Annotated in this window: 17 protein-coding genes; 15 read left to right on the forward strand and 2 right to left on the reverse strand. The window is 44.3% G+C overall.

Annotated elements, in window-relative coordinates; all coding sequences use genetic code 11:
- Nucleotides 1-212: 212 nt before the first annotated feature.
- The 3 genes from G8O23_RS00920 to G8O23_RS00930 all read left to right on the forward strand — a co-directional run bounded on the left by G8O23_RS00920 (nucleotide 213) and on the right by G8O23_RS00930 (nucleotide 5,475).
- Nucleotides 213-1,073, forward strand: coding sequence for a formylglycine-generating enzyme family protein (locus G8O23_RS00920; RefSeq protein WP_166360771.1), 861 nt, complete (start codon nucleotides 213-215; stop codon nucleotides 1,071-1,073).
- A gap of 363 nt (nucleotides 1,074-1,436) precedes the next feature.
- Complete coding sequence (locus tag G8O23_RS00925) at nucleotides 1,437-2,444, forward strand: alpha/beta hydrolase family protein (protein ID WP_235942226.1); 1,008 nt, start codon at nucleotides 1,437-1,439, stop codon at nucleotides 2,442-2,444.
- Between the two features lie 139 nt (nucleotides 2,445-2,583).
- A complete protein-coding gene (locus G8O23_RS00930; protein WP_166360775.1) occupies nucleotides 2,584-5,475 on the forward strand; it encodes a cation:proton antiporter in 2,892 nt (963 codons plus the stop codon).
- 98 nt (nucleotides 5,476-5,573) lie between these two features.
- Here the strand turns inward: G8O23_RS00930 and G8O23_RS00935 are convergent, their stop codons facing one another.
- Nucleotides 5,574-5,945 (reverse strand): MotA/TolQ/ExbB proton channel family protein, encoded by a 372-nt coding sequence (locus G8O23_RS00935; RefSeq protein WP_166360777.1) that lies wholly within the window; start codon nucleotides 5,943-5,945, stop codon nucleotides 5,574-5,576.
- 216 nt (nucleotides 5,946-6,161) lie between these two features.
- Between G8O23_RS00935 and G8O23_RS00940 the strand changes: the two genes are divergently transcribed.
- The 3 genes from G8O23_RS00940 to G8O23_RS00950 all read left to right on the forward strand — a co-directional run bounded on the left by G8O23_RS00940 (nucleotide 6,162) and on the right by G8O23_RS00950 (nucleotide 9,046).
- Entirely contained in the window at nucleotides 6,162-7,226 is a 1,065-nt protein-coding gene (locus G8O23_RS00940; RefSeq protein WP_166360779.1) for a sensor histidine kinase, read from the forward strand.
- Nucleotides 7,223-7,933 carry a LytR/AlgR family response regulator transcription factor gene (locus G8O23_RS00945; protein WP_166360781.1) on the forward strand — a complete coding sequence of 237 codons (711 nt, stop codon included), beginning with the start codon at nucleotides 7,223-7,225 and terminating at the stop codon, nucleotides 7,931-7,933. The genes G8O23_RS00940 and G8O23_RS00945 overlap by 4 nt, the downstream gene beginning before the upstream one ends.
- Before the next feature lie 141 nt (nucleotides 7,934-8,074).
- Entirely contained in the window at nucleotides 8,075-9,046 is a 972-nt protein-coding gene (locus tag G8O23_RS00950; RefSeq protein WP_166360783.1) for a tetratricopeptide repeat protein, read from the forward strand.
- Here the strand turns inward: G8O23_RS00950 and G8O23_RS00955 are convergent, their stop codons facing one another.
- Nucleotides 9,047-10,378: a type IX secretion system plug protein gene (locus tag G8O23_RS00955; protein WP_166360785.1), complete on the reverse strand. Its 1,332-nt coding sequence runs from the start codon at nucleotides 10,376-10,378 to the stop codon at nucleotides 9,047-9,049.
- A 272-nt stretch (nucleotides 10,379-10,650) separates the two neighbouring features.
- On the opposite strand from G8O23_RS00955, the gene G8O23_RS00960 reads away from it, so the two are divergent.
- The 9 genes from G8O23_RS00960 to G8O23_RS01000 all read left to right on the forward strand — a co-directional run bounded on the left by G8O23_RS00960 (nucleotide 10,651) and on the right by G8O23_RS01000 (nucleotide 23,928).
- Nucleotides 10,651-12,009: a Na(+)-translocating NADH-quinone reductase subunit A gene (locus G8O23_RS00960; RefSeq protein WP_166360787.1), complete on the forward strand. Its 1,359-nt coding sequence runs from the start codon at nucleotides 10,651-10,653 to the stop codon at nucleotides 12,007-12,009.
- Between the two features lie 54 nt (nucleotides 12,010-12,063).
- The gene (locus tag G8O23_RS00965) at nucleotides 12,064-13,233 is read left to right on the forward strand and encodes an NADH:ubiquinone reductase (Na(+)-transporting) subunit B (protein ID WP_166360789.1); all 1,170 of its coding nucleotides are present in this window, start codon (nucleotides 12,064-12,066) and stop codon (nucleotides 13,231-13,233) included.
- 12 nt (nucleotides 13,234-13,245) lie between these two features.
- The gene (nqrC, locus tag G8O23_RS00970; protein WP_166360791.1) at nucleotides 13,246-13,968 is read left to right on the forward strand and encodes an NADH:ubiquinone reductase (Na(+)-transporting) subunit C; all 723 of its coding nucleotides are present in this window, start codon (nucleotides 13,246-13,248) and stop codon (nucleotides 13,966-13,968) included.
- A 6-nt stretch (nucleotides 13,969-13,974) separates the two neighbouring features.
- On the forward strand, nucleotides 13,975-14,637 hold the full coding sequence (locus G8O23_RS00975; RefSeq protein ID WP_166360793.1) for an NADH:ubiquinone reductase (Na(+)-transporting) subunit D: 663 nt from the start codon (nucleotides 13,975-13,977) through the stop codon (nucleotides 14,635-14,637).
- 17 nt (nucleotides 14,638-14,654) lie between these two features.
- Entirely contained in the window at nucleotides 14,655-15,272 is a 618-nt protein-coding gene (gene nqrE / locus G8O23_RS00980) for an NADH:ubiquinone reductase (Na(+)-transporting) subunit E (protein WP_166360795.1), read from the forward strand.
- 17 nt (nucleotides 15,273-15,289) lie between these two features.
- A complete protein-coding gene (gene nqrF, locus G8O23_RS00985; RefSeq protein ID WP_166360797.1) occupies nucleotides 15,290-16,549 on the forward strand; it encodes an NADH:ubiquinone reductase (Na(+)-transporting) subunit F in 1,260 nt (419 codons plus the stop codon).
- A gap of 118 nt (nucleotides 16,550-16,667) precedes the next feature.
- Complete coding sequence (locus G8O23_RS00990; protein WP_166360799.1) at nucleotides 16,668-18,785, forward strand: glycoside hydrolase family 97 protein; 2,118 nt, start codon at nucleotides 16,668-16,670, stop codon at nucleotides 18,783-18,785.
- A 106-nt stretch (nucleotides 18,786-18,891) separates the two neighbouring features.
- The gene (locus G8O23_RS00995; RefSeq protein ID WP_166360801.1) at nucleotides 18,892-21,510 is read left to right on the forward strand and encodes a M14 family zinc carboxypeptidase; all 2,619 of its coding nucleotides are present in this window, start codon (nucleotides 18,892-18,894) and stop codon (nucleotides 21,508-21,510) included.
- A 96-nt stretch (nucleotides 21,511-21,606) separates the two neighbouring features.
- Nucleotides 21,607-23,928, forward strand: a complete 2,322-nt coding sequence (locus tag G8O23_RS01000; RefSeq protein WP_166360803.1) for an ATP-binding protein — start codon at nucleotides 21,607-21,609, stop codon at nucleotides 23,926-23,928.
- The last annotated feature ends 4 nt before the right edge of the window (nucleotides 23,929-23,932 follow it).

Below are 23,932 nucleotides of genomic sequence, written 5' to 3' on the forward strand. Positions count from 1 at the left end.
AAAGTTACTCAATCAAAATATAAAACAAGCATATTGACTAAAAATTGCCCCATTGGTATAGGGTAACCGATGTAATTGTGCTATATAATATCTGCTTTTTTTATCTCGAAATGAGCCTTTGAGCTAAGGCTTTTTTGGGATTCTAGTTTTTTTGATGTAATATCGTTACGCATACTATCGTTAACCCTAAATCTAATCACTACTCAAACCCTATGAAAAGCAATCTTTTACTAATATTTTTTGCACTTGCCGGCCCTGTTAGTGCCCAAAAATCGGTTAAAGCTCCTTCCAATTTTATATTTATCCCTATGGGAGAAGCAAAAGTAGAGAGCCAAATGGTTGCAGTTGACGCATTCTTTATGCAGAGCCATGAAGTTACCGTTGGCCAGTATAGCGAGTTTCTTAGCCAACTAAAGGAGCAAAACAAGAATTTGTATAAGGATTGTTATCCCGATACAGCCAAGTGGGTGTCGCTTTTTACCTATTCATACAATCAGCCCTTTGTAGAGCATTACCACAAGCACCCCTCGTATTATAGTTATCCTATGAATAATATTTCCCGCGAAGCTGCCCAGGAGTATTGCAGATGGTACACCCAGCATTACAACTCAAGCAAGGAGGCGATGAAAAGGGGCAAAGGTGTTTTTCGTTTGCCAACGCAAGCAGAGTGGGTTAGAGCAGCCCGTGGCGATAATCACAACTGGATTTTTGCGTGGGAAGGCCCTTACCTAAAGGATAAGGATTGCGTTAAGCTGGCCAACTTTTTATCGGTTAACGATGCTAACATATCACGCAATGCCGAGGGTGAGGTAATAGTGATAACACCTATGCAAAATACAGGTGCCAAACAATTCATTACATCGCCTGTAAAGCAGTTTAAATCCAACTTTTATAAACTTTTCGATATGTGTGGAAATGTTGCCGAAATGGTGAGCGATTGCGAGAGCGTGAGGGGAGGTAGCTGGTACGATACAGGATATGAATTGCGTGTCGATGCGCCAGGAGATCACTTGCCTGTGCCCTCACCCATGGTTGGGTTTAGAATGGTTTTTGTACCCTCGACTGGGGAGTAATTTCCTTTGTTGCCTAGCTATACTAAATATTATGGAAACCCATTATTTGGTTAAACCTTTACTATCTTAATAGTCAAAAATGTGGCAGTCGGATTTTCACGAGGCCGCATTTTTTTTGGTTTTATCCATTTGTTATATTTACACCCAATCAATCAATCAGCCAATCAGCCAATCAGCCAATCAGCCAATCAATCACTCAATCAACCTGTCCGCTCTACCTGCCGCCTGCCGGTAGGCAGGGTAGACAGGCCACTGGCGGATCAATCACTCAATAGAAAGTTAACCCCAATAAAAATTTGTACTATGAAAAAAAGTATTTTTCTGCTAGGTCTAATGCTTTCGCTCTCTGCTTTTGGTCAAAATATGCAGGAACTTGAACAGGAGATTAAGGCTCTGCGTCAGTACAATGTGAACTTAAACCACAGGATTGATGTGTTGCAAAAAACCATTGATGATGTGCTGTGGTTCAACCGAATGGACGACATTGCCTTTGTGGATAAGGTGTATATGTATGGCCCTCCCCCCGCCAATGTGCCTAGCCCAACCGCGCGAGGTGCTTATAACCACGTAAAGTTTTGGTCCTACATTTTTATCCCTAAGGATATCGACTTCTCAAAGAAGTACCCACTGCTTGTTTTGCCCCATGGTGGTGTTCATGGCGATTTTTCAACCTACTATTACCACATCGTTAGGGAGCTTATGGCACAGGGATACATTGTAGTTGCTCCAGAGTATAGGGGTAGCACAGGTTATGGCCGTAAACTTTGGGAACAAATCGATTATGGTGGGCTTGAAATTCAGGATGCGCACGCAAGCCGCAACTATATGCTCGAGAACTATGAGTTTGTCGATAAGAATAGGGTAGGTATCCTTGGCTGGAGCCATGGCGGGTTGATATCCCTTATGAACGTGTTTGAATATCCAAAGGATTACAAATGCGTATTTGCTGGAGTGCCTGTTTCCGACCTTATTGCTCGCATGGGCTACATGACCGATAGCTACCGTAAGCTGTTTTCCGATGATTATCACATTGGTAAAACGGTGTATGAGGATATACAGGAGTACAAGCGCCGTTCGCCCGCATGGAATGCCCACAAGCTGCAAACTCCTTTGCTTATCCATACCAATACCAACGACGATGATGTGGATGTGCTTGAAGTGGAGCATCTTATTAAGTCGCTAAAGGCAGAGGGTAAAAAGTTTGAATACGAGATTTTTCAGGATGTACCTGGCGGTCACTCCTTCGACAGGATGGATACCATGCATGCCAAGAAAACCCGTTTAAAGATATATGCATTTCTGGCAAATTACCTAAACCCTCCAAAAGTGCTTAAAACTGTTGAGGATATACACAGGGCTGCCTACAGGTAGTGCTTGTTGTACCTTAAAGTGTAAAACCTCGCTAGTAATGGCGAGGTTTTTTATTATATTCGTTTTTTGCTAGCGTTACGTATTGTGTTTTTCCATAATTTTATATCGATTAATAGGTTAGATAAAAAATTGAATAGCTATGCAATTATCTTTTAGTTTTATACATCAGTTTCTAGTGCAGGGAACTTATTCTATTGCTGCGCAAGTTAATCCTACCATTAGCTTGGTAGCCTCAGCCGAGGAGTCTTCGGGGGTGTCAATAAGTGAGCACACTGCCCATAGCAGTATGGCTCCGTTGCTGTTTATTATCATCGCGCTGCTAATTGGTACAGCAACACGTTACTGGTTAAGGAAATCGCCCATTCCCTACACCATATCGTTGCTAATTATTGGGTTGCTTCTAGGGTTGGCCTATCGCTTGGGATTTCTCTCGAGCTTTTGGGGAATTGGCGAGAATGATGGCCTGCATATCCTTGGCGAGTCAATTAATTGGGCTGGTCATATCGACCCCCATGTAATCTTCTACATCTTTTTGCCCACCCTCATATTCGAGGCGGCCTTTGCCATGCATGTGCATACCTTTAAAAAATCGTTTACCAATGCCTTTATTCTTGCCGTGCCGGGTATTATAGTAGCCATAGTGCTAACTGGTGCTTTTGTTATGCTGATTAATGTGCTTAACCTTGGCCTAGGGATGTGGACATGGCCAGTTGCCTTTATGTTTGGTACAATAATTAGCGCCACCGACCCAGTGGCCGTAGTTTCGATACTGAAAGAGGTGGGTGCCAGCAAAAAGTTGGCAACGCTTATCGAGGGCGAATCGTTACTTAACGATGGTACTGCAATCGTAATTTTCATGGTTTTTCTATCAGCCATAACTGGCTCTGCCGAGGGTAACCATGCCGTGGTTGAGTTTTTAAGGGTAGCACTGGGTGGAGTAGCCGTTGGGGTAATTATTGGTTGGCTGGTGGTGTCGTGGTTGCGCAGGGTTTTCAACGATGCCCTATTCGAAATTACGGTGGTGGTTAGCGCGGCGTATCTGGCCTTTTTTGTGGCCGAGCATTTCTTTCACATCTCGGGCGTTTTAGCCCTTGTTGCCTTTGGCATTATGATGGCTGGTATTGGCCGTACAAGGATAAGCCCACAGGTGGCGCACTTCCTGCATGAGTTCTGGGAACTTGCAGCCTTTATTGCCAACACCCTTATCTTTTTAATAGTGGGCGTGGTTATTGCCTTGCGCATTTCGTTCACCACTCGCGATTTTGTAATTCTCATTCTTATATACATCTCAATTCTTGTAATCCGAGGCCTAGTGATATTGCTGTTTTACCCGTTGATGAAGCGAATAGGGTATGGGCTAAACCCCAAGGATGGTGTTATTGCGTGGTGGGGTGGCCTAAGAGGTGCCATTGGGCTTGCGCTTGCGCTAATTGTGGCCAGTGAGGCATCAATTGATATGGAGATAAGAACTCAGATTCTTTCCCTTACCGCAGGTATAGTATTTCTTACCTCACTAATCAATGCAACTACAATCAAGCCACTCATAGATTGGTTAGGACTGACAAAGGTAGGCGATGCACGTTTGCAGCTATTGTCGCAAACCATAGCTATGCTGCGTAAAGGGGGTGAAAAGGAGATTACCAAGCTGAAAGAGAATAGGTTTATGGCTGGTGCCGATTGGGATATGGTGGCCAAGTACTTGCCCAAGTCCAAAGAGCGCGAATCGGGTGCAAAGAATGTCGATACCCTGTTCGAAACCCGCAAGCGAATGCTGCTTAAGGAGAAGGAGAGCTACTGGCGCCAGTTCAGCGAGGGGTTATTAAGCCCTGCTGCGGTTCAGAATATGTCGAGCGAAATTGACCACCTGCTCGATTTTAATGGCACCATCTCGCTGGCCAAACGCAAGGATTTGGAGCAGATGTGGCAAACCCCAAAAATTCTGGCCAAGCTTCAAACCCTTCCTGTCATGGGGCGCTTCTGGCGAAAAAGATTCTACAATAGGTTGGCGCTAAGTTACGACTGCGCCCGTGGATTTGTTGTGGCCAACGAGGAGAATTTGAAAAGTCTCTCGAGCCTAATCATTGGCCTTTCGGCTGGTGCCGAGGAAATATCGAATGAAGTGGAGAAGCTAACAGGGCTTGAGGATGAGATTAATGAGAACCGTATCATGGGGCTAACCTTCCTCCGTAACCTTAAGGATACATACCCCGAGGTGTATCATGCCATTGAGACCCAAATTGCCTCTCGCTCGCTGCTCAATCATCAAATGGCTACCATTCAAAAGCTCGAGAAGCAGGGTAGGTTAGAGCCTGCCGATGCAACTAACCTCGAAGGGCATATCCAAAGTATGATGAAGAAAATTAACGATACACCCCCTGAAATAAAGGCCACCGAGGCGTTGCGTTACCTGGCTGGTTTGACTTCGCTTGGTGGATTAGCTGAAGGCGACTTAGAGTATTTTGCCAATCTCTTTGCCGAGAAGGTTTTCCCAGCAGATGCAAAGATTGTGCAGGAAGATAACCCCACCGAGGGTTTCTATATTATTGTTAGGGGTACAGCTAAGGTTGAGCAGGAGGGCGAACTAATAACCGTTGCCCAGCCAGGGTCGGTGGTTGGCGCCTTCGAATGTCTTACCGGACGAGCCCTTTGGGCATCGTATATTGCCGAATCGCCAGTTACTGCATTAAAATTAAACATTGCTAATAACCATAAGAAGCTAACCAGAAAACCCAATATCCTTGAAAAAACATGGCTATTTGCTGGGCTCGATATGGCTGAGCGAATGCTTGTTAAACTAGAACCATGGTCGTCATGGCGAACCAAAAAGTTACGGGGGTTTATCAATCAAGGTCAACTGGTAAGCCTTAAGCTGAAGGAAACGATGGAGTTCGACCAGAGGGTGGTACTGCTGGTTAAAGGTGAGGTTACCGAGGATGGCCAAAAGGTGCTGTCGGCCCCAAGCCTAATAATGGGGGGTAGCATTAAGGCCAATATGGCTTCAATTCTTTTTGTGCTACCAGTAATTGATTAGTGAGACTGAACACATGTAAGCGAAAATATTGATGTTTGCCAAAAAAAAAGTCTAAGCTGCGCATAACCTAGGGCAGCTTAGACTTTTGCAATTTTTATCTACATGCTTAACCTTCGGTTGATAAACCAGAAAATGTAAGATACAAGAAAAAGTACAAGTCCGTAAAGAGGGGCAATAAGCGAAACTCTAAGTCCACCTGCAATTAACGCCATAGATATATCGCCGGCGGCTTTAATGGCATTGAGTGCTTGAACCATTCCGAGTGCCTGGTAAAAGATGCCGAATAGAAATGCAAAGCTGCCAACGAAAAGTATGCTTTCCGATAAGGCCTTACTGCTTTTTACACGGGACTCGGCTTTGTTCAACCAACGGTAAATGAGCATACCAATTAGTACAATGGCTGCTGTCCATAAACCGAAAATTACGGTCATCCCAAAGGGGCCACCTTCCATAAAGTGTGTTGTTAACATAGCAAATGTTTTTAGTGGTTTATACTAAGCCAAACCTACGCGATTAAAACCAGCCTCAAAAACTTATTAGGCGAATAGCATCGTTATGCCCCTTAATGGCAAAGTTCACAAAATATTTGTTCAAACTGTAGTTTAGGGTTAAAAACCCTTCGTTTGCCGAATAATTGAAGTTGTTATTCACTCATTAAGGCAAATCCAACTATCTTTGGATAGTATATGAAGAACTCGCATCAAAACATCATTATGCAGTCGAGCTGGCTTAGGCATATCCTTTACTGGGCATTTGCTGCCCTGCTGCTGCTCTTCATATTCAGCAATCGAAGCTACGATATAAGCATCCGTATAGTAACCGTTGCGGTGCTGGTGCTCATGAGCTTTGGGCTAACCCAGTTTATCAATCGATTTTTGGTTCCAAAATATCTATTTACAGGTCGATATTTTCTATTTGGATACTTGGTGCTGGCCACGTTCATAGTATCTATTTGGATAAATATGGTTTGCATAATTGCTATTCTTTGGGTAACGCTTACAAAACAATCTGGAATAGCCTTGCCAACAGTAAGTGACTTGGTGTTGTTGGTCTCGGGTAGCTACTTGGTGATACTATTTGCAACCTTTGTCCATTTCATTAGAGAAACTTTTGCTCGTCAGCAGGAGCGCGATAGAATAGTTCGATTAAAAGCCGAAACCGACCTGAAACTGCAGGAGGCTCGACTAAGGCTGCTACAGGGGCAACTTCACCCGCATTTCCTTTTCAATATGCTCAATAACCTTTATGGCCTGTGGATGGAGAAGTCAGGCGAAACGCCAGAGGTTGTTCTAAAGCTATCGGCACTACTCGATTATATGCTGTACGAGTGCAATCAGGATGTAGTTTTATTGAAAAATGAGGTTGATTTCATAAGGAATTACGTGGAGCTTGAGACCATTCGACACGACTCACGATTAAAGCTCGTTTTGGATTTCCCAACAATCCCCGAGGACGCAAAAATTGCCCCTCTTCTACTATTTGTGTTGGTGGAGAATGCCTTTAAGCATGGTGCACACAGAAATGTTGGTCAGAGTGATATATCGATAAGATTGACCTTTGATGCTATTGGAGTCGATTTTGTTGTTCAGAATAATTTCGATACCCAAAAATCATCAATACCTGGCATTGGATTAAAAAACCTGCAAGAGCGCTTAACCTTGATTTATCCCAACAGCCATAGGCTACAACTCCAAAACCAGCCCGATGTTTTTACTGCCTCGCTTCATATCGATTTTAAAAACTTGCTATGAGCCAATCCTACAAGTATAGGTGCCTACTGATTGACGATGAACCCATTGCCATTAAGGTAATTGAAAATTACCTTGCTAGAATAGATGGGTTTGAGGTTGTTGGTACTTTCACCAATGCTCTGCATGCACTGGGAATGTTACGAGATCAGCAGGTCGATTTGCTTTTTCTCGATATTCAAATGCCCGGCATTAATGGGCTAGAGTTTTTTAAAACCATCCAAAATCCGCCCAAACTTATTTTTACAACCGCCTTTCGCAATTTTGCTGCAGATGCCTTTGAGGTAGATGCCCTCGATTACCTTGTAAAGCCAATACCCTTTGAACGATTTCTAAAAGCCATTAACAGGTTTTTGGATGTTACCTCAACCACAGCTTCGGCTTTGCATGCTAGCGAGACAGACTTTATTATACTCAGATCCGACAAGAAAAACTATAAGGTTAAAATTTCAGATATTCTTTACATTGAGAGTTTGGACGATTACGTTAGGGTTCATACCCTACACCAAAAGTTAGTTTGCTACCAAAGGTTAACGGCTCTGGAGGAGCAACTTAAAGCATCGCCTCATATCATTAGGGTTCACCGATCGTATGTAGTTAACGCAGTACACGTAAAGGTTTTTACTAGCTACAACGTTGTGGTTGGCGATAAAACTATTCCCATTGGCCGTAATTATCGGGAGAAAGTCTGCATTATTTTGGCTAAATAACTTTCCTAAATTGTATTAAAAATTATAATGTTCAATAAGTTGTAAATCTTAATAGATTATATTCGCTTTGCGTATTCAAGATATTGAAAAACACCCATAAGCCAGTTGGCTAATCCGTTGGTGACAAAAAACCCAAAAAACATGAACGTTCGTATTTTATTCCTACTAATTATCTGTACTACATTAAGTACAGCTACTTTATCCCAGAATATCACTCAGGCTACCAAACTCTATCAGCAAAAGGATTTCGATGCGGCTTTTGATATATTTAATTCCGTAAAAAGTGGAAATTCTCAATATGCCGAAAGCCGATACTACATGGGTCAGATATCATTCCATAAGCAGGATTTTGGTAAAGCGGAGGATTACCTAAAGCAGGCAATTGCAGCAAATGGTAACGTGGCTAAGTACCATGTGGCCATGAGCAATGTAATTATGCGCTTGATTTCGAACGCCAGCATGATAAGGCAGGCATCGCTTGCCAGCAGGCTCCGCAACCATTTGGAGGAAGCCGTTAGGCTAAATCCAAACGATATGAACTCATCACTTATACTGATTGGGTTTTATAAACAAGCACCAGGCCTTATGGGAGGGAGTAACGACAAGGCAAATGCATTGGCGGCCGATATCATGAAGCGCAATAGGGCCGAGGGGCATATGGCCCAGGCATTAGTCTTTCAAATGGATAAGGAATATGCCAAATCGGAGGAGTACTACAAAAAATCTATATCGCTTGCCCCCGATAGCGTTCGCTACTACTACTCGCTGGCACAGTTTTACCACTCCCAGCAGCAACCGAAAAAAGCTGTTGCAGCTTACGAGCAAGCATTGGAGAAGTTTCCCGAGAACAAAAACCTAATGCTTCAGATAGGTAGAGTATTTGCTACAACCGAGCAGGATGATGTGTCAAAGGGGGTTGATTACCTCAATTCATATATCAAATCAACTAACGACAAGTCCGATATGAGCCTAGGCGATGCCTACTACTACCTTGGGCTGATAGAAAAGAATAGGAATAACAAGCATTTGGCCCTATCGCATTTTAACCAGGCCGTAAAGATAAACCCCAACCACCGCTGGGCAAAGCAAGCCATTGATGAGGTGCGGAATTGATTACCTGCTGGTGCTAATCTTTTTGTAACCCGTTAGCCTATGGTAGCGAGCACCAAGCGGCTTGTAGTAAACCAGCACGGTGTAGCTGTTCTCGGTGTCGAAGTAACTCCCCTCGAAATGGGTAGCATCCACCTCGCCAGTTTTATCGTTTACAACCAGATATCGATAGTTGTAAGCACCTTGCTTTAGCAGCAGTCTAGTTTCGTAAGCATTCCGTTCGGGGTTAAATACCATTCGGTTCGGTGGGCTAAGCTCCCATCCCGTAAGTTCGCCAAAAAGATAAACACTTTTACCCTCGTCCAGCTCCATTGGAGTTCTAAGCGTAAAGTAGGTCCATGCGTAGTCGGCCTCAATATGACTTTGTGTGCTGCGCTCTAAGTTAACCACAAACCTACCGTTCAGGTCGGGGTAAAAGGTGTAGCGAGTACTTCTGCGGCTGTGGTCTTCGTTTAGCTGAATGTGAAACTCACCACCATAGTAGCTTATCGATTGTATGCCCTGCCCGCTATAACGTATGCTCTTGCTATCGAATAGCCTATACTCGTTACCGCCTTCAAATATCAGCGCGTTTGGTTGCGAGTAGTCCAATATATCACCCCTAACAAATGCAGGTTTTACATCCTCATGGCAGCCCTGAAAAAGATGATTCTGACATACCACCGCTTTTATTTCGGCAAATGGGTCGGTAATCCTTAGGCGTGCCGTGTTGAGCTGCAGCTCAACTTGCTGTCCTGAAAAGCGAAATTCCCCAGCCGAAGGCTGACGGATGCTTACCGTTATGTTTATGAGGGGCTCGTAAACTAAAAATCTGCGTTGCAGTAATATTTCGTCAGGGTTGTACGTGTCGAATACCCTAATTAGGTAGTTCCCCGATATCCTCATCCTAACATCCCGGTTTGGAAGTTCGAGCCTAAAATGCGTGTAGCTGCTTGAAGTGCCAGTTGAGAAGCTGTAGTCTCGTATTTCATTCACCTCAAAGCCATCCATATAGTCATTAATAAAAAGGTTGGATGGGTTCCACTCCGAATCGCAATGTACAATGGAGTAGGAGTAGTTTCCTGGGGTGTTAGATATATCGTCAAAGGTTAATACTACCCTGTCGTTCCCATTCATTTCAATCACTGGGTCAGCAAGTTCCCAGCCGAGCTTATGGGTTTTTACGGTTTTTATAGATGGTGAATTTGTAAATTCTAGCGTGTTTTTATCATTGCTGTGAACAAATACGCTAGCCGTTGTGTTGTTTGTGAAATAACAAACAGACAAGGCTAATAATATAATTAGCCTGTATTTGCCCAGTTGTGTAGTTCTATCGATGCTTTGATGAAGAGCCATTTATGGAATTGTTTGTTTATAGATAAGTAACGAAAATAGGAATTATTAATTATTGTTGAGGGTAAATTGGCTAAATATCCATAATATTGCCGACTTTTAAGGTGCGCATATGGTTTTGATGATAAATCTCACTATTCCGGTTTTTAACATCTGAATAGGACTATTGCCCATTTATTAATACATGTTGATGGTTATATTTGTGCTCCCTTTTTTATTTCGCAACGTTGAATAATTTTATAAATTTGTTATCCAAATCCAAATAATTTTAAATCATGCCAAAAGTATTTAAAATACGCAAAGGTTTGAACATCCCGCTAAAAGGAGAGGCCGAGAAGGTTTTTACCAGAGCTGAATTGGCAGAGTTCTACGCGGTAAAACCCACCGACTTTCCTGGGCTTACGCCCAAGCTAAGTGTTGCCGAGGGCGATAAGGTTAAAGTTGGAACGCCTCTGTTTTACGACAAGTACCGTACCAGCATCTATTTTACCTCACCCGTAAGTGGTGTGGTACACCTCATCAGGCGTGGTGAGCGGCGCAAAATCTTAGAGGTTGTGGTAAAAACCGATAACTCTCAGGATTTTGAGGAGTTTGGTAGGTCTAACCCCAAGGAGCTATCGCGTGAGCAAGTGGTTGAAAGGATGCTGAAAGCAGGTCTTTGGCCTACCCTACGGCAAAGGCCTTACTCTATTATCGCTAACCCAGAAGATAAGCCAAAGGCTATTCATATCTCTGGTTTCGATACATCGCCCTTATCGCCCGATTTAGACTTTGCGGTTAAGGACGAGGGCGAGGCTTTCCAAGCTGGAATTGATGCCCTAAACCAACTTGCCGAAGGCAATGTGAACCTAAACCTAAATGCCGATTACCCCCCTAGCAGTGTTTACACCAAGGTTAAGGGGGTTAAGTTTAACTACTTTTCAGGGCCGCATCCTGCAGGTAACGTGGGGGTTCAAATACACCATGTTGCCCCCATTAATAAGGGTGATTTGATTTGGGTGGTAAACCCCCTTGATGTAATAATTATTGGACGTCTTTTCCTTCGAGGTATATACGATGCTACCAAGGTAATTGCATTGGCAGGTTCTGAGGTGCAAAAACCTCGTTACTTCATTGTGAAAACTGGTGCATCCATTGCCAATATTATTGCCGATAATGTTACCAAGAACCCCGAGGAACTTAGGTTTATCAGCGGTAATGTGCTTACCGGAGCAAAAATTGAACCCGATGGATTCTTAGGCTTTTACGATAATATGGTTACCGTAATCCCCGAAGGGAACTACTACGAATTCTTAGGGTGGGCGCAACCGGGCTTCAAAAAGTACAGCTTCACCTCGGCATTCTTGTCGTCGTTATTACCTGGTAGAAAGTACACATTGGATACGAACCTCCATGGTGGCGAAAGAGCCTACGTGGTTACCGGACAGTACGAGAAGGTGCTGCCGATGGACATTTACCCGGTTCACCTTATCAAGGCAATTCTGGCCAAGGATATCGATAAGATGGAGAACCTTGGAATATATGAGGTTGCCGAGGAGGACTTTGCTCTATGTGAGTACGTATGCACATCGAAAACTAATGTGCAAGAGATAATTCGCGAAGGGTTAGATTTGATGATCAAAGAGCTGGGGTAACCTTCGTAAGTACAACAGTATAAATAAATATTTTGCACACATAAATACCGTATAATGAAAGCACTACGAAGTTTAATTGATAAGATTAAGCCAAATTTCGAGAAGGGAGGGAAGCTGGAGGCATTTCACTCCACTTTCGATGCGTTCGAAACCCTACTCTTTGTGCCTAACCATGTTACCGTTAAGGGAAGCCACATCCGCGATCATATCGATATGAAGCGTACCATGATAATAGTGGTTATGGCCCTCATGCCAGCCTTACTTTTTGGAATATGGAACGTAGGTTACCAGAATGCGTTGGCCACCGGAAGCGAGATAGCATTTTGGCCAATGGTAATGTATGGCCTCATTAAAGTATTACCCATAATTGTTGTTTCCTATGTGGTGGGGCTTGCCATTGAGTTTATATTTGCCCAAGTTCGTAAGCATGAGGTAAACGAGGGTTTCCTTGTTACGGGTATGCTAATTCCGCTTATTGTACCTGTTGATATACCCCTGTGGATGGTTGCTTTAGCCACTGCCTTCTCAGTAATTATTGGCAAGGAAGTGTTTGGCGGAACAGGTATGAATATCTTTAACCCAGCCCTGTTGGCTCGTGCCTTCCTGTTTTTTGCCTACCCATCGCATATGAGTGGCGATTACGTTTGGGTATCGGGACTAACCAAAGGCGAAGGTATAATCGATGGGTTTTCAGGAGCAACCCCTCTGGCTAACGCAGCGGCCTATCAGTTCGATAAGATTCCGTCGGCTATGGATATGTTCCTAGGCATTATACCCGGTTCTATTGGCGAAACCTCAGCCCTTGCAATTCTTTTGGGTGCGCTGGTACTTATTATTTCGGGTATAGGAAGCTGGAAAATTATGCTGTCGACCGTAGTAGGTGGGCTGGCCATGGGATTTATATTTAACGCATTTGCGGTTAACCCATTCATGGAGATTCCTGCTTGGCATCACCTTATCATGGGCGGTTTCGCCTTTGGAGCAGTGTTCATGGCTACCGACCCAGTTTCAGCATCGCAAACCGAAAAGGGAAAGTGGATATATGGTTTTTTAATCGGCCTGTTCGCTGTGCTGGTTAGGGTGGTAAATCCTGCTTATCCCGAAGGAATGATGCTGTCGATACTCCTAATGAATGCATTTGCCCCATTGATAGATCACTATGTGATTGAGGCTAACATTAAGAAACGTAAGAAACGTGCAGCTGCCGCTGCCAAAATAAGCTAAAATGCCATAATCATGAAGAAACAGAGCAATCTATACATATTCATGTACTCCTCGGTAATGGTTATCATTGTGGCAGCGCTCCTCTCGCTTGCATCCACAGCATTACGACCATTCCAAGAGAAAAACGTTGAAACCGAGAAACGGTTAGATATTCTACGATCGGTTGGGAGAGCCAGCGATGTAGCCTCTGCCTCCAACAAGCACGATTACGTGGGCAATGAGTTTAACCAAGTGGTTGTTGAGCAGCTTGTGGTTAACAGAAAAGGTAATAGGGTAGAGGGTGTCGATCCCTTTACTGTGGACCTTAAGGTTGAGTTTGCCAAGCCAGAGGCTGAGCAGAACTTACCAGTTTATGTTGCCAAGCTCAACGATGGTTCCACCAAGTACATCCTGCCGTTGTTAGGCCGCGGGCTATGGGGGCCAATTTGGGGCTACATATCACTCAACGACGATTTTAACACGGTGTACGGAGCATCTTTTGCTCATAAATCCGAAACTCCTGGCCTTGGCGCCGAAATTGCAAATGCTGATTTTCAGCAGCAGTTTAAAGGGAAGCAAATTTTTCGCGATTCCAAATTCGTCTCCATCTCGGTGGTGAAGGGTGGGGCTAGCTCATCGGATCCTCACAGTGTCGATGCCGTTTCGGGTGGTACTATAACAAGCCAAGGGCTTGAGGATATGATCAAGGACTGCCTCATGGGCTACCAAGAATTTTTCAAAAAATCTAAAAACTAGATAGTAATGAGCGTAAAGATTGAAAGCGAACCATTATTCTCGGCTAAGAACCTTAAGCTGATTACGGATCCAATAAATAAGAACAACCCCATTACCGTTCTTGTGCTGGGTATTTGCTCAGCGTTGGCGGTAACGGTTAAGCTGGAACCCTCGGTGGTGATGGCCATATCGGTAATTGCCGTTATAACTTTGGCCAATGTAATAACCTCGTTGCTGCGCAATACAATCCCATCGCGAATTAGGATTATTGTCCAGCTGGTTATCATTGCCTCGCTGGTTATCCTTGTGGATGAGATACTAAAGGCGTTTGCCTACGATGTGAGCAAGCAACTTTCAGTATTTGTTGGGCTTATTATTACCAACTGTATTATCATGGGACGGCTCGAGGCGTTTGCCCTTGGCAACAAGCCTTGGCCTGCAGCACTCGACGGGCTGGGTAACGGTATAGGCTATGGTGTAATCCTTGTGATTGTAGGTTTCTTCCGCGAGCTACTTGGTTCGGGTACCCTTTGGGACTACAGGGTAATCCCCGAATCGTTCTACATCAGCAACGGAGGGTTTTACGAGAACAACGGCTTGTTCATCCTGCCTCCAATGGCGCTAATTATTGTGGGTATAATCATTTGGATTCAGCGCAGCCGCACCCGCGAACTAATTGAAAACGAATAATTCGAAATACTCTGGATATGGAAAACTTACTAAGTATATTCGTTAAGTCAATTTTTGTTGACAATATGATATTCGCATACTTTCTGGGTATGTGCTCGTACCTGGCAGTATCGAAAACCGTTAAAACATCAACAGGTTTGGGTTTAGCTGTAATATTTGTGCTGGGTATCACCGTGCCGGTGAACTACATCATAAATAATTACCTGCTTGGCCCAGGCGCGCTTGCATGGCTTAGCCCCTCGCTTGTCGATATGGATCTAAGCTTCCTCTCATTCATCATGTTTATTGCCGTAATCGCATCGATGGTGCAGCTGGTTGAGATGATCATTGAGAAGTTTTCGCCTGCGCTTTACAGCTCGTTGGGTATTTTCCTTCCTCTAATAGCTGTTAACTGTGCAATTCTTGGTGGTTCTCTCTTTATGCAGGAGCGCGAGTATGTAAATATTACCGAGGCAACAGTGTTCGGGTTAGGCTCTGGTGTAGGATGGTTCCTTGCCATTGTGGGTATTGCTGCTATTCGCGAGAAGCTTAAGTACTCCAACGTACCGGCACCTCTTAGAGGGTTAGGTATCACCTTTATTATTACTGGCCTTATGGGTATTGCATTCATGACCTTTATGGGGATTAAGTTATAAACTGAAATCTATTCATTATGATACTTTTAACATCAAACTTTGTCATAATTATATCGGCAATTGCAGTGTTCCTCCTGGTGGTTAGCCTGCTGGTGGCAGTCCTGCTATTTGCCAAGAAGAAGCTTACCCCACAGGGTGAGGTTACCCTAACCATCAACGACGATAAAGAGTTGACGGTTGAACCCGGAAGCACGGTGCTTTCAACCCTTAGCAACAATGGTATTTTTCTGCCCTCAGCATGTGGTGGGGGAGGAACCTGCGCCATGTGTAAATGCCAGGTTACCGAGGGCGGTGGAACAATCCTACCCACCGAGGTTGGTTTCTTTACTCGCCGACAGCAGATGGACAACTGGCGCTTGGGTTGCCAGGTGAAGATTCGTGAGGACATTAAGATTAATGTTCCCGAAGAGGTTATGGGCATTAAGAAGTGGGAGTGCGAGGTGGTTTCGAACAGAAACGTGGCAACATTTATCAAGGAGTTTGTGGTGAAGCTGCCCGAAGGCGAGAAGCTCGACTTCCGCTCCGGTGGGTATATCCAAATTGATGTACCAAAGCTTGAAGTCGATTTTGCCAAGGATATTGATGTGGAGCCTGAGTTCCGCGACGAGTGGGATAAGTTCAATATGTGGGATCTAAAGATGAAGAATACCGAGGAGACCTACAGAGCTTACTCCATGGCCAACCACCCTGCCGAGGACAATATCATCATGCTAAACATTAGGATTGCTACCCCACCATGGGATAGAGCCAAGAATGGTTTCATGAACGTGAACCCCGGAGTTTGTTCAAGCTTTATATTCTCTCGCAAGCCAGGCGATAAGGTAACCATTAGTGGCCCTTACGGCGAGTTCCATATAAAGGAAACCGAGAATGAGATGATGTTTATTGGTGGTGGTGCCGGTATGGCCCCAATGCGTTCGCACATCTTCCATTTGTTCAACACTGTGAAAAGCGGACGCAAGGCTACTTTCTGGTATGGAGCACGGTCGCGCCGCGAGATCTTTTATGAGGAGCACTTCCGCAAAATTGAGAAGGAGTTCCCTAACTTCACGTTCAACATCGCTCTGTCTGAACCCAAACCCGAGGACAATTGGGATGGGCACACCGGATTTATCCATCAGGTAATTCTCGATAACTACCTCTCGAAGCACGATGCCCCCGAGGATGTAGAGTACTACTTGTGTGGCCCCCCTATGATGAACGATGCCGTATTTAAAATGCTTTACGACTTGGGTGTTCCCGATGAGATGATTGCATTTGACGATTTTGGAGGCTAATCTTCCTACATAATATCTTGAAAAGCGTAGACCCTCTACGCTTTTTTTATTGACTTTACTGCACATGTTTCTATTGCATTTTGTAAATTGTGAGCCTTAACATTTTAAAACCAATGCTATGCGGATTCTTAGTAGTGCTTTTTACCTAAGCATCATATTTTTGATGCTTGTTGCTTGTGAGGCAACCGACAGTACATCAGTTAAATCGCCAGACAATAATATTGAGGTGAAATTTTTAATTGCTGATGAAGGGCAGGCTGCCTACATAATTTCTTATAAAGGGCAGCTGGTGATCGATACTTCTTATTTGGGTTTCGAGTTTACCAATATGCCATCGCTAGGTAGCAACCTTGAGTTGGTTCGATCCTCCAAAAAATCATTTTCCGAAACCTGGGAGATGCCCTGGGGCGAGCAGCGATTGGTAGATAATACCTTTAATGAGCTAGTAGTTACGCTCAAGGAATTGGCCGAACCAAAAAGAACATTTAGCTTAACATTTAGGGTCTTTGATGATGGTGTTGGGTTTCGATACTCATTCCCAGAGCAGGCTGGTATGAACGAGGTGCTAATTGCCGAGGAGAATACAGAGTTCAAACTAACCGGCAACCATACTTGCTGGTGGATTCCGGGCGACTGGGATATATACGAGCACCTTTTCACCAAATCTCCTTTTAGTGATATCGATGCGTTGAGCAAGCGTAATCATCCCAATTTGGCGCAAACTCATATACCCGTTAATGCTGTGAATACTCCGGTAACCATGAAAACCGATGACGGCCTATACCTAAGCTTTCATGAAGCAGCATTGGTCGATTACTCTGGGATAACTCTTAAGGTAGATGCTGAGAATAACTCGATGCGCAGCAACTTAGTTGGAAGCGATAATCAAAAGCATAAGGTAAAGGTTCAAACACCATTCAGCACCCCTTGGCGTACCATACAAATTGCCCAAAGGGCTGGTGACCTGATTGAGTCGAACATAATTGTAAACCTAAATGAACCCAATAAGCTGGGCGATGTGTCGTGGATTGAGCCAACCAAGTATGTAGGCATTTGGTGGGAGATGCACCTTGGTAAATCGACATGGGATTACGCCGCAACGCAGGATATGAGCACCTACATTGGGGCAAAGCCCCATGGCCGACACGGCGCAACAACCGAGAACACCAAAAGGTATATCGACTTTGCAGCAGCAAATGGTATTGGGGCAGTGCTGGTTGAGGGCTGGAATACAGGTTGGGAAAGCTGGATAGGCACTGATGATCGTGAGGGAATTTTTGATTTTGTAACGCCATATCCCGATTACGATATTGAGGAGGTGGTTCGATATGCCAAATCAAAAGATGTTAAGATTATTATGCACCATGAAACCTCGTCGGCAGTAACTACCTACGATCAACAGCTCGATACTGCCTACGCATTTATGCATCATCATGGTATGGATATGGTTAAAACTGGCTATGTTGGCACCATAATTCCCAAGGGCGAGTATCACCACGGCCAGTGGATGGTAAATCACTATATGCGTGTGTTGCAAACTGCTGCAAAGTACAAGGTGGCAGTAAATAGCCATGAGCCAATTATGGCAACTGGTTTACGCCGCACATACCCCAACGATGTTACTCGTGAAGGTTTGAGGGGACAGGAGTTTAATGCCTGGGCTACCGATGGAGGAAATCCACCAAACCATTTGCCTACGGTTGCCTTTACCCGAATGCTTGCTGGCCCAATCGATTTTACGCCAGGCATTTTTAATATAAAAATGGAGCCTTACCGAAACGATAATCAGGTGAACACTACGCTTGCACAGCAATTGGCTCTGTATGTTGTTATCTACAGCCCTTTGCAAATGGCTGCCGACTTACCCCAATATTACGAAGGACATCCCGCTTTCCAGTTTATTCGTGATGTTGGCGTCGATTGGGAACAATCCATAGTGCTAAATGGTGAGGTTGGCCAATTTGTTACCATTGCAAGGCAAGAGCGCGATACCGAGCGGTGGTTTGTGGGTAGCATAACCAATGAGGAATCGCGTAATATCATCATTAAAACGGATTTTCTCACTCCAAACGTTAAGTACAATGCCACCATTTATGCCGATGGTGAAAATGCCCATTGGGATTTGAACCCTACCAGCTTTAAAATTGAGCAAGTTGTAATCGATAGCAACAGTGAGATAAAACTAAGTCTTGCCTGTGGTGGGGGTGCGGCAATTAGCATAGAACCAGTGGAATAAATTATTATAATTTGAACAGCCCATTAAACTTTTTTTCGCAGCAACACTCATAAGGTAGGGAGTTTTTCCCTACCTTTCTTTTTTCCTAACCTAAACACCCTAACCTATGACTATTACCAATTGTAAGTCGTTTAAAGGGTTGCTGTTAACCCTAACCATTACCCTATTTTTTTCATCATCGTTGTTTTCGCAGGCACTAATCAAGCCAGTTGAGCATTTTGGTTTTGAACCGGGAGCCGACAGGATGCTCTTTGGATACGAGCAGATGATGGAGTACTTCAAACTACTCGAGAACCAAACCGGGAGGGTGAAAACCTTCGAGATTGGCAAAACCCCAATGGGCCGTCCATTGTACATGGTTTGCATATCGTCCGAGGAGAATATCAGAAATATTGAGGAGTTGAAGGAGATCAACCGAAGGTTAGCATTGGATTACAGTATAGCTAAGCATGAGGTAAGTGAGTTAAAGGCAAAAGGGCGTGTATTTGTGCTTGGAACCCTAAGCATGCACTCTACAGAGGTTGCACCGGCACAAGCTGCTCCCACCATTGCTTACCTGCTGGCCAAGGCCAAGGGGACAGATACACTCAGCTGGCTCGATAATACAGTTTACATGATGGTGCCAAGTCATAATCCCGACGGGATGAATATGGTGGTTGATAACTATATTGCGAATAAAGACACAAAGTATGAGGGCACTAGCCTACCGGGAGTTTACCACAAGTATGTAGGGCACAATATCAACAGAGATTTTGTGCTGCTAAGTCAACCCGAGAACAAGGCCATTTCTGCACTTACCAGCACGGAGTGGTTCCCCCAGGTTATGGTTGAGAAACACCAGATGGGAACCACTGGAGTTCGGTTCTTTGTGCCGCCAAACCACGACCCTATTGCCCAGAATATTGACGAAACGTTGTGGAGCTGGATTGGTATTTTTGGCGCCAATATGCTGAACGATATGACAGCCCTTGGCCAAACCGGCATTGCACAGCGTCATCAGTTCGATAACTATTGGCCCGGTTCCACCGAAACCTGCCTCTGGAAAAACGTAATTAGTTTCCTTACCGAATCGGCCTCGGTGAAAACGGCTTCGCCAGTTTACATTGAGATGAATGAGCTCAAGGTGAGGGGTAAAGGCTTGTCGGAATATAAGAAAGGGGCTAACCTAATTGCTCCATGGCCCGGTGGTTGGTGGCGTTTGTCCGATTTGGTGGCCTATGAGCTTAGCTCAACCTTCTCGATGCTAAAAACTGCCGCAATGAATAGGGAGTCCCTACTACAGTACCGAAATGATATCTGTAAGAAGGAGTACGCCAAGGGGCTTAATCAACCACCCTATTACTACATTTTGCCCTCGGTACAGAATAACCAGAGTGAGCTACATAGGTTGGCAGAGCTAATGCAAGAGCATGGCGTAGAGGTAAATCAACTAGCTACCGATATAACAATCAATAGTAAAATATATAGTAAGGACGATATGGTGATCTCGCTTGCCCAGCCCTTTAGGGCATTCATCAAGGAGGTGATGGAAAAGCAGGAGTACCCCGAGAGACGTTACACCCCTCGAGGAGAGATTATTAAGCCGTACGATATCACCACGTGGTCGCTTCCGCTTACCATGGGGCTGCAGTCGTTCGAGATTAACACCAAGTCGGCTTTGTTGGAGACAAATCTCAAGAGCTATCATAGTCCGGATTATACCGTTGCCGATACGCAAAATGCTGATTATACAGTGTTTTCGGCAGGAAGTAACGAGAGCTACCTAGCCGCATTTACCATGCTTGCCAAGGGTGGTGAGGTGTATCGATTAATAGATGATTTTCACTCGGGCGATGCTCTGCTTGATGCAGGTTGCTTTGTGATGAGATCGAAGGATATGGATAAGTTGGCAGGAGTAAGGCTAACCATATCGCCTGTCCAGGCAGTTGCCCTTGGACCCAATCAGCTTAAACCTGTGAAATTACCCAAAATAGCACTGGTTGAAACTTGGTTCCACGATATGGATGCCGGCTGGACCCGCTTTATCTTCGATAGCTATAGCATTCCATACACCGTGATTCGACCCGATAACCTAACCGATGCTAAAAGCTTGAGAAACGTTGACCTTATAATATTTCCCAACTCTAACGCCGACCTATTAATGTCGGGCAAACGGAAGCGGGGTGGTGATTATATGCCTATGAATATGCCTCCCGAGTACACCAAGGGGATGGGTAAGCAGGGTAAGCAGAACCTGCTAAAATTTATCGATAATGGTGGTATTGTGCTTTCCTGGGGGCAATCCACTGAGCTGTTCCTTGGAATGCAGGAGGTTGAGCAGGGAAAGGATAGCAAGGAGGAGTTTACCCTTCCGGTTATCGATGTTTCAGCATCTCTTGCCAAAGATGGTTTTGAGGCCATAGGTTGCCATGTAAAGGTAAATTCCATAAAGCATCCCTTAACCCTTGGTATGCCCAGCTCGTTCCCCATATTCTTCACCGGAAGTCCTGTTTTTGAAACGTCAGTTCCCTACTTCGATACCGACAGAAGGGTAGTGCTGTCGTTTCCCGAGGGCGATCCCAAGCTTAGCGGCTATATTAAGCACGGCGAGCTGCTCGAGCACAAGGCGGCGCTGGTTTGGGTGAAAAAGAATAAGGGTCAGCTAGTTCTCTTCGGATTTAATCCACAGTTCCGAGGGCAAACATCGGGTACATTTAAACTGCTTTTCAATAGTCTGTTGCTTTAATCTGCTGTCTCGAACATATTAAATTGGCAGAATGTTATCCTTTGCAGTGTGTTTTTTTTTGATTTACTTCAAGGAAACTTTTGCATATAGTTTAAGATGTTCAGCAGAAAGCCATACACAAGCATAAGGGTCTCAATATCAGCTGCAATAATTACGGCGGCATTCTTTGTGTTTCTTTTCTTCTACCTCGGTATAAATCTTCGGGAGTATATATACGAGGACTCAAAGGAGATAGCAAAGGAGATGTCGAGAAGCGCAGCGGTGCAAACCGAAAGGTACTTTAACTCTGCGTTGTGGGTTGCCAAATCTATGGCCAGTAAAGCAATGCTAATTAGGAAACTCGGAGGGGAGAGGCAAGAGGTTAGAGACATCTTAATAGCCGAACTTCGCGAGAATCAAAATTTTTTAGGGGCATGGACCCTTTGGGAGTCCAATGCTTTTGATGGGAAGGATCAACTTTACGCCGGAAAGCATCTGCACAACCGTATGGGTACGTTGGGTAATGGTTATTTCTATTACAACGATAGCATCCATATGGAGATTATGGGCAAAAGCGATTACACGGGATTGTACTACGTGTTGGCAAAAGAGAAACGGTCTGAATCTATTCTCGAACCCTATAGGTGGACCTATGGTAACGTTAAGAAGAGTTTTTATGGAACATCCATAAGTATACCACTAATAGATGAAGGTGAGTTTTTAGGGGCGATTGGAATAGATATTGACATCGATGAACTGCAAATAGAACTTAGTAAAACCAGACCATACAAATCGGGTTACCTTACGCTTATTACTAGCAAATGTAAAATTGTTAACCACCCCGACAGTTCTTTCGTTACTCAAAACTTCTTCAGCGTAATTTCAAAGGCCGATTCATTAAGCTACGCAACCTTTTTGCAGGGCAAAGAGCTTACCCTCGAAACCGTATCGGAATTTACCGGAGAAAAGGTTTTCCGGTTTTTCTATCCTATAAACATCGGAGGGAGTAAGCCTTGGAGTATAATGGTGGAATTGCCCATAAGTGATACCACAGCCCGATCGAACCAACTAATAGTGGTTGCCCTAATAATACTCCTAGTTGGGCTGGGGCTAATCATATTCTTAATATTCAACATACTCGATCGTCGTCGTTACGAAAGAACCATTCTGGGGGCAATGGACGAACTTGAGAAAAAGGGAAAGATTGCTGCCGATAATGCCCGTAATTACCGCGAAATATTCAACTCCACCAGCGAGGCCATTATTGTTTACGACCCCGATGGTAAGGTGATACTCGATGTGAACGATATCGTTCTAAGCATGTTTGGTTATAGTACCAAGGATGAGATTATTGGCAAAAGACTTCGTATGCTAAGCTACGAGCAGCCACCCTATAAAGTTGATGATGCGGAGGTGTTTGTATCGAAAGCACTTCAAGAAGATGCCCAAGTATTTGAATGGATGGCCAAGCGAAGCAATGGCGAAAGCTTTTGGGCCGAGGTGTCGTTGCGCAGTGCAATAATAAATGGGCATAGACGAATACTTACTGTTGTAAGAGATATATCAGAGAAAAAGAAGTCGGCTACGGAGCTTGAGCAGTACAGAAATCATTTGGAGCTGTTGGTGAAAGAGCGGACCGAGGAGTTGGAGGCTGCTAACGAGGAACTGACGGCCATTAATGATGAGCTTTACGATCAGAAATCCAAGCTGCAGGAGGCTATGGTCGATCTTAAAAACGCGCAGCATCAACTTATTCAGTCAGAAAAATTGGCCTCACTAGGGGTATTGGCCTCGGGCATTGCCCATGAAATAAATAATCCGCTAAACTTTATCCAAGGCGGAATTCTAGGAATTGAGAACTATTTCGATAGGCACTTCCCGGATCATAAGGTAAATATCGAGCCGCTGGTTAGCGCCATTAGGGAGGGAATTCATCGTTCGGTGGTTATTGTAAGCAGCCTAAACCATTACACACGCAAGGACGACCAAACCAAGGCTATATGCGATATCCATACCATAATCAGCAATAGCCTAATTATGATTCAGGGACAGATTGGCAATGGTATAACATTGCATTGTAGTTACCATGATGGGCCATTACACGTTTTATGTAACGAAGGTCAACTTCATCAAGCGTTTCTTAACATTCTGCTCAACTCAGTACAAGCAATTGAGGGTAGCGGGATAATTGATCTTACAACAATAGCCACACCCAAAAAAGTGCGAATTGTTATTAGAGATAATGGGAAAGGGATAAGCCCCGAGAACCTAAACAAAATAACTGATCCTTTCTTTACAACAAAAGAACCAGGGCAGGGTACTGGCCTGGGGTTATCAATAGTACAGACAATAATTCACGAACATAAAGGAAAGGTCGATTTTGAATCGATTGAAGGTGAGGGAACCTCAGTAACCATAACCCTACCCCTAAAAAATTAATGTG

The organism is Perlabentimonas gracilis, assembly GCF_011174675.1.
Taxonomy (GTDB): domain Bacteria; phylum Bacteroidota; class Bacteroidia; order Bacteroidales; family Tenuifilaceae; genus Perlabentimonas; species Perlabentimonas gracilis.

Coding starts and splice junctions, on each gene's coding strand:
- G8O23_RS00920 (WP_166360771.1), top strand. CDS start 213: ATGAAAAGCAATCTTTTACTAATATTTTTTGCACTTGCCGGCCCTGTT.
- G8O23_RS00925 (WP_235942226.1), top strand. CDS start 1,437: ATGCAGGAACTTGAACAGGAGATTAAGGCTCTGCGTCAGTACAATGTG.
- G8O23_RS00930 (WP_166360775.1), top strand. CDS start 2,584: ATGCAATTATCTTTTAGTTTTATACATCAGTTTCTAGTGCAGGGAACT.
- G8O23_RS00935 (WP_166360777.1), bottom strand. CDS start 5,945: ATGTTAACAACACACTTTATGGAAGGTGGCCCCTTTGGGATGACCGTA.
- G8O23_RS00940 (WP_166360779.1), top strand. CDS start 6,162: ATGAAGAACTCGCATCAAAACATCATTATGCAGTCGAGCTGGCTTAGG.
- G8O23_RS00945 (WP_166360781.1), top strand. CDS start 7,223: ATGAGCCAATCCTACAAGTATAGGTGCCTACTGATTGACGATGAACCC.
- G8O23_RS00950 (WP_166360783.1), top strand. CDS start 8,075: ATGAACGTTCGTATTTTATTCCTACTAATTATCTGTACTACATTAAGT.
- G8O23_RS00955 (WP_166360785.1), bottom strand. CDS start 10,378: ATGGCTCTTCATCAAAGCATCGATAGAACTACACAACTGGGCAAATAC.
- G8O23_RS00960 (WP_166360787.1), top strand. CDS start 10,651: ATGCCAAAAGTATTTAAAATACGCAAAGGTTTGAACATCCCGCTAAAA.
- G8O23_RS00965 (WP_166360789.1), top strand. CDS start 12,064: ATGAAAGCACTACGAAGTTTAATTGATAAGATTAAGCCAAATTTCGAG.
- nqrC (WP_166360791.1), top strand. CDS start 13,246: ATGAAGAAACAGAGCAATCTATACATATTCATGTACTCCTCGGTAATG.
- G8O23_RS00975 (WP_166360793.1), top strand. CDS start 13,975: ATGAGCGTAAAGATTGAAAGCGAACCATTATTCTCGGCTAAGAACCTT.
- nqrE (WP_166360795.1), top strand. CDS start 14,655: ATGGAAAACTTACTAAGTATATTCGTTAAGTCAATTTTTGTTGACAAT.
- nqrF (WP_166360797.1), top strand. CDS start 15,290: ATGATACTTTTAACATCAAACTTTGTCATAATTATATCGGCAATTGCA.
- G8O23_RS00990 (WP_166360799.1), top strand. CDS start 16,668: ATGCGGATTCTTAGTAGTGCTTTTTACCTAAGCATCATATTTTTGATG.
- G8O23_RS00995 (WP_166360801.1), top strand. CDS start 18,892: ATGACTATTACCAATTGTAAGTCGTTTAAAGGGTTGCTGTTAACCCTA.
- G8O23_RS01000 (WP_166360803.1), top strand. CDS start 21,607: ATGTTCAGCAGAAAGCCATACACAAGCATAAGGGTCTCAATATCAGCT.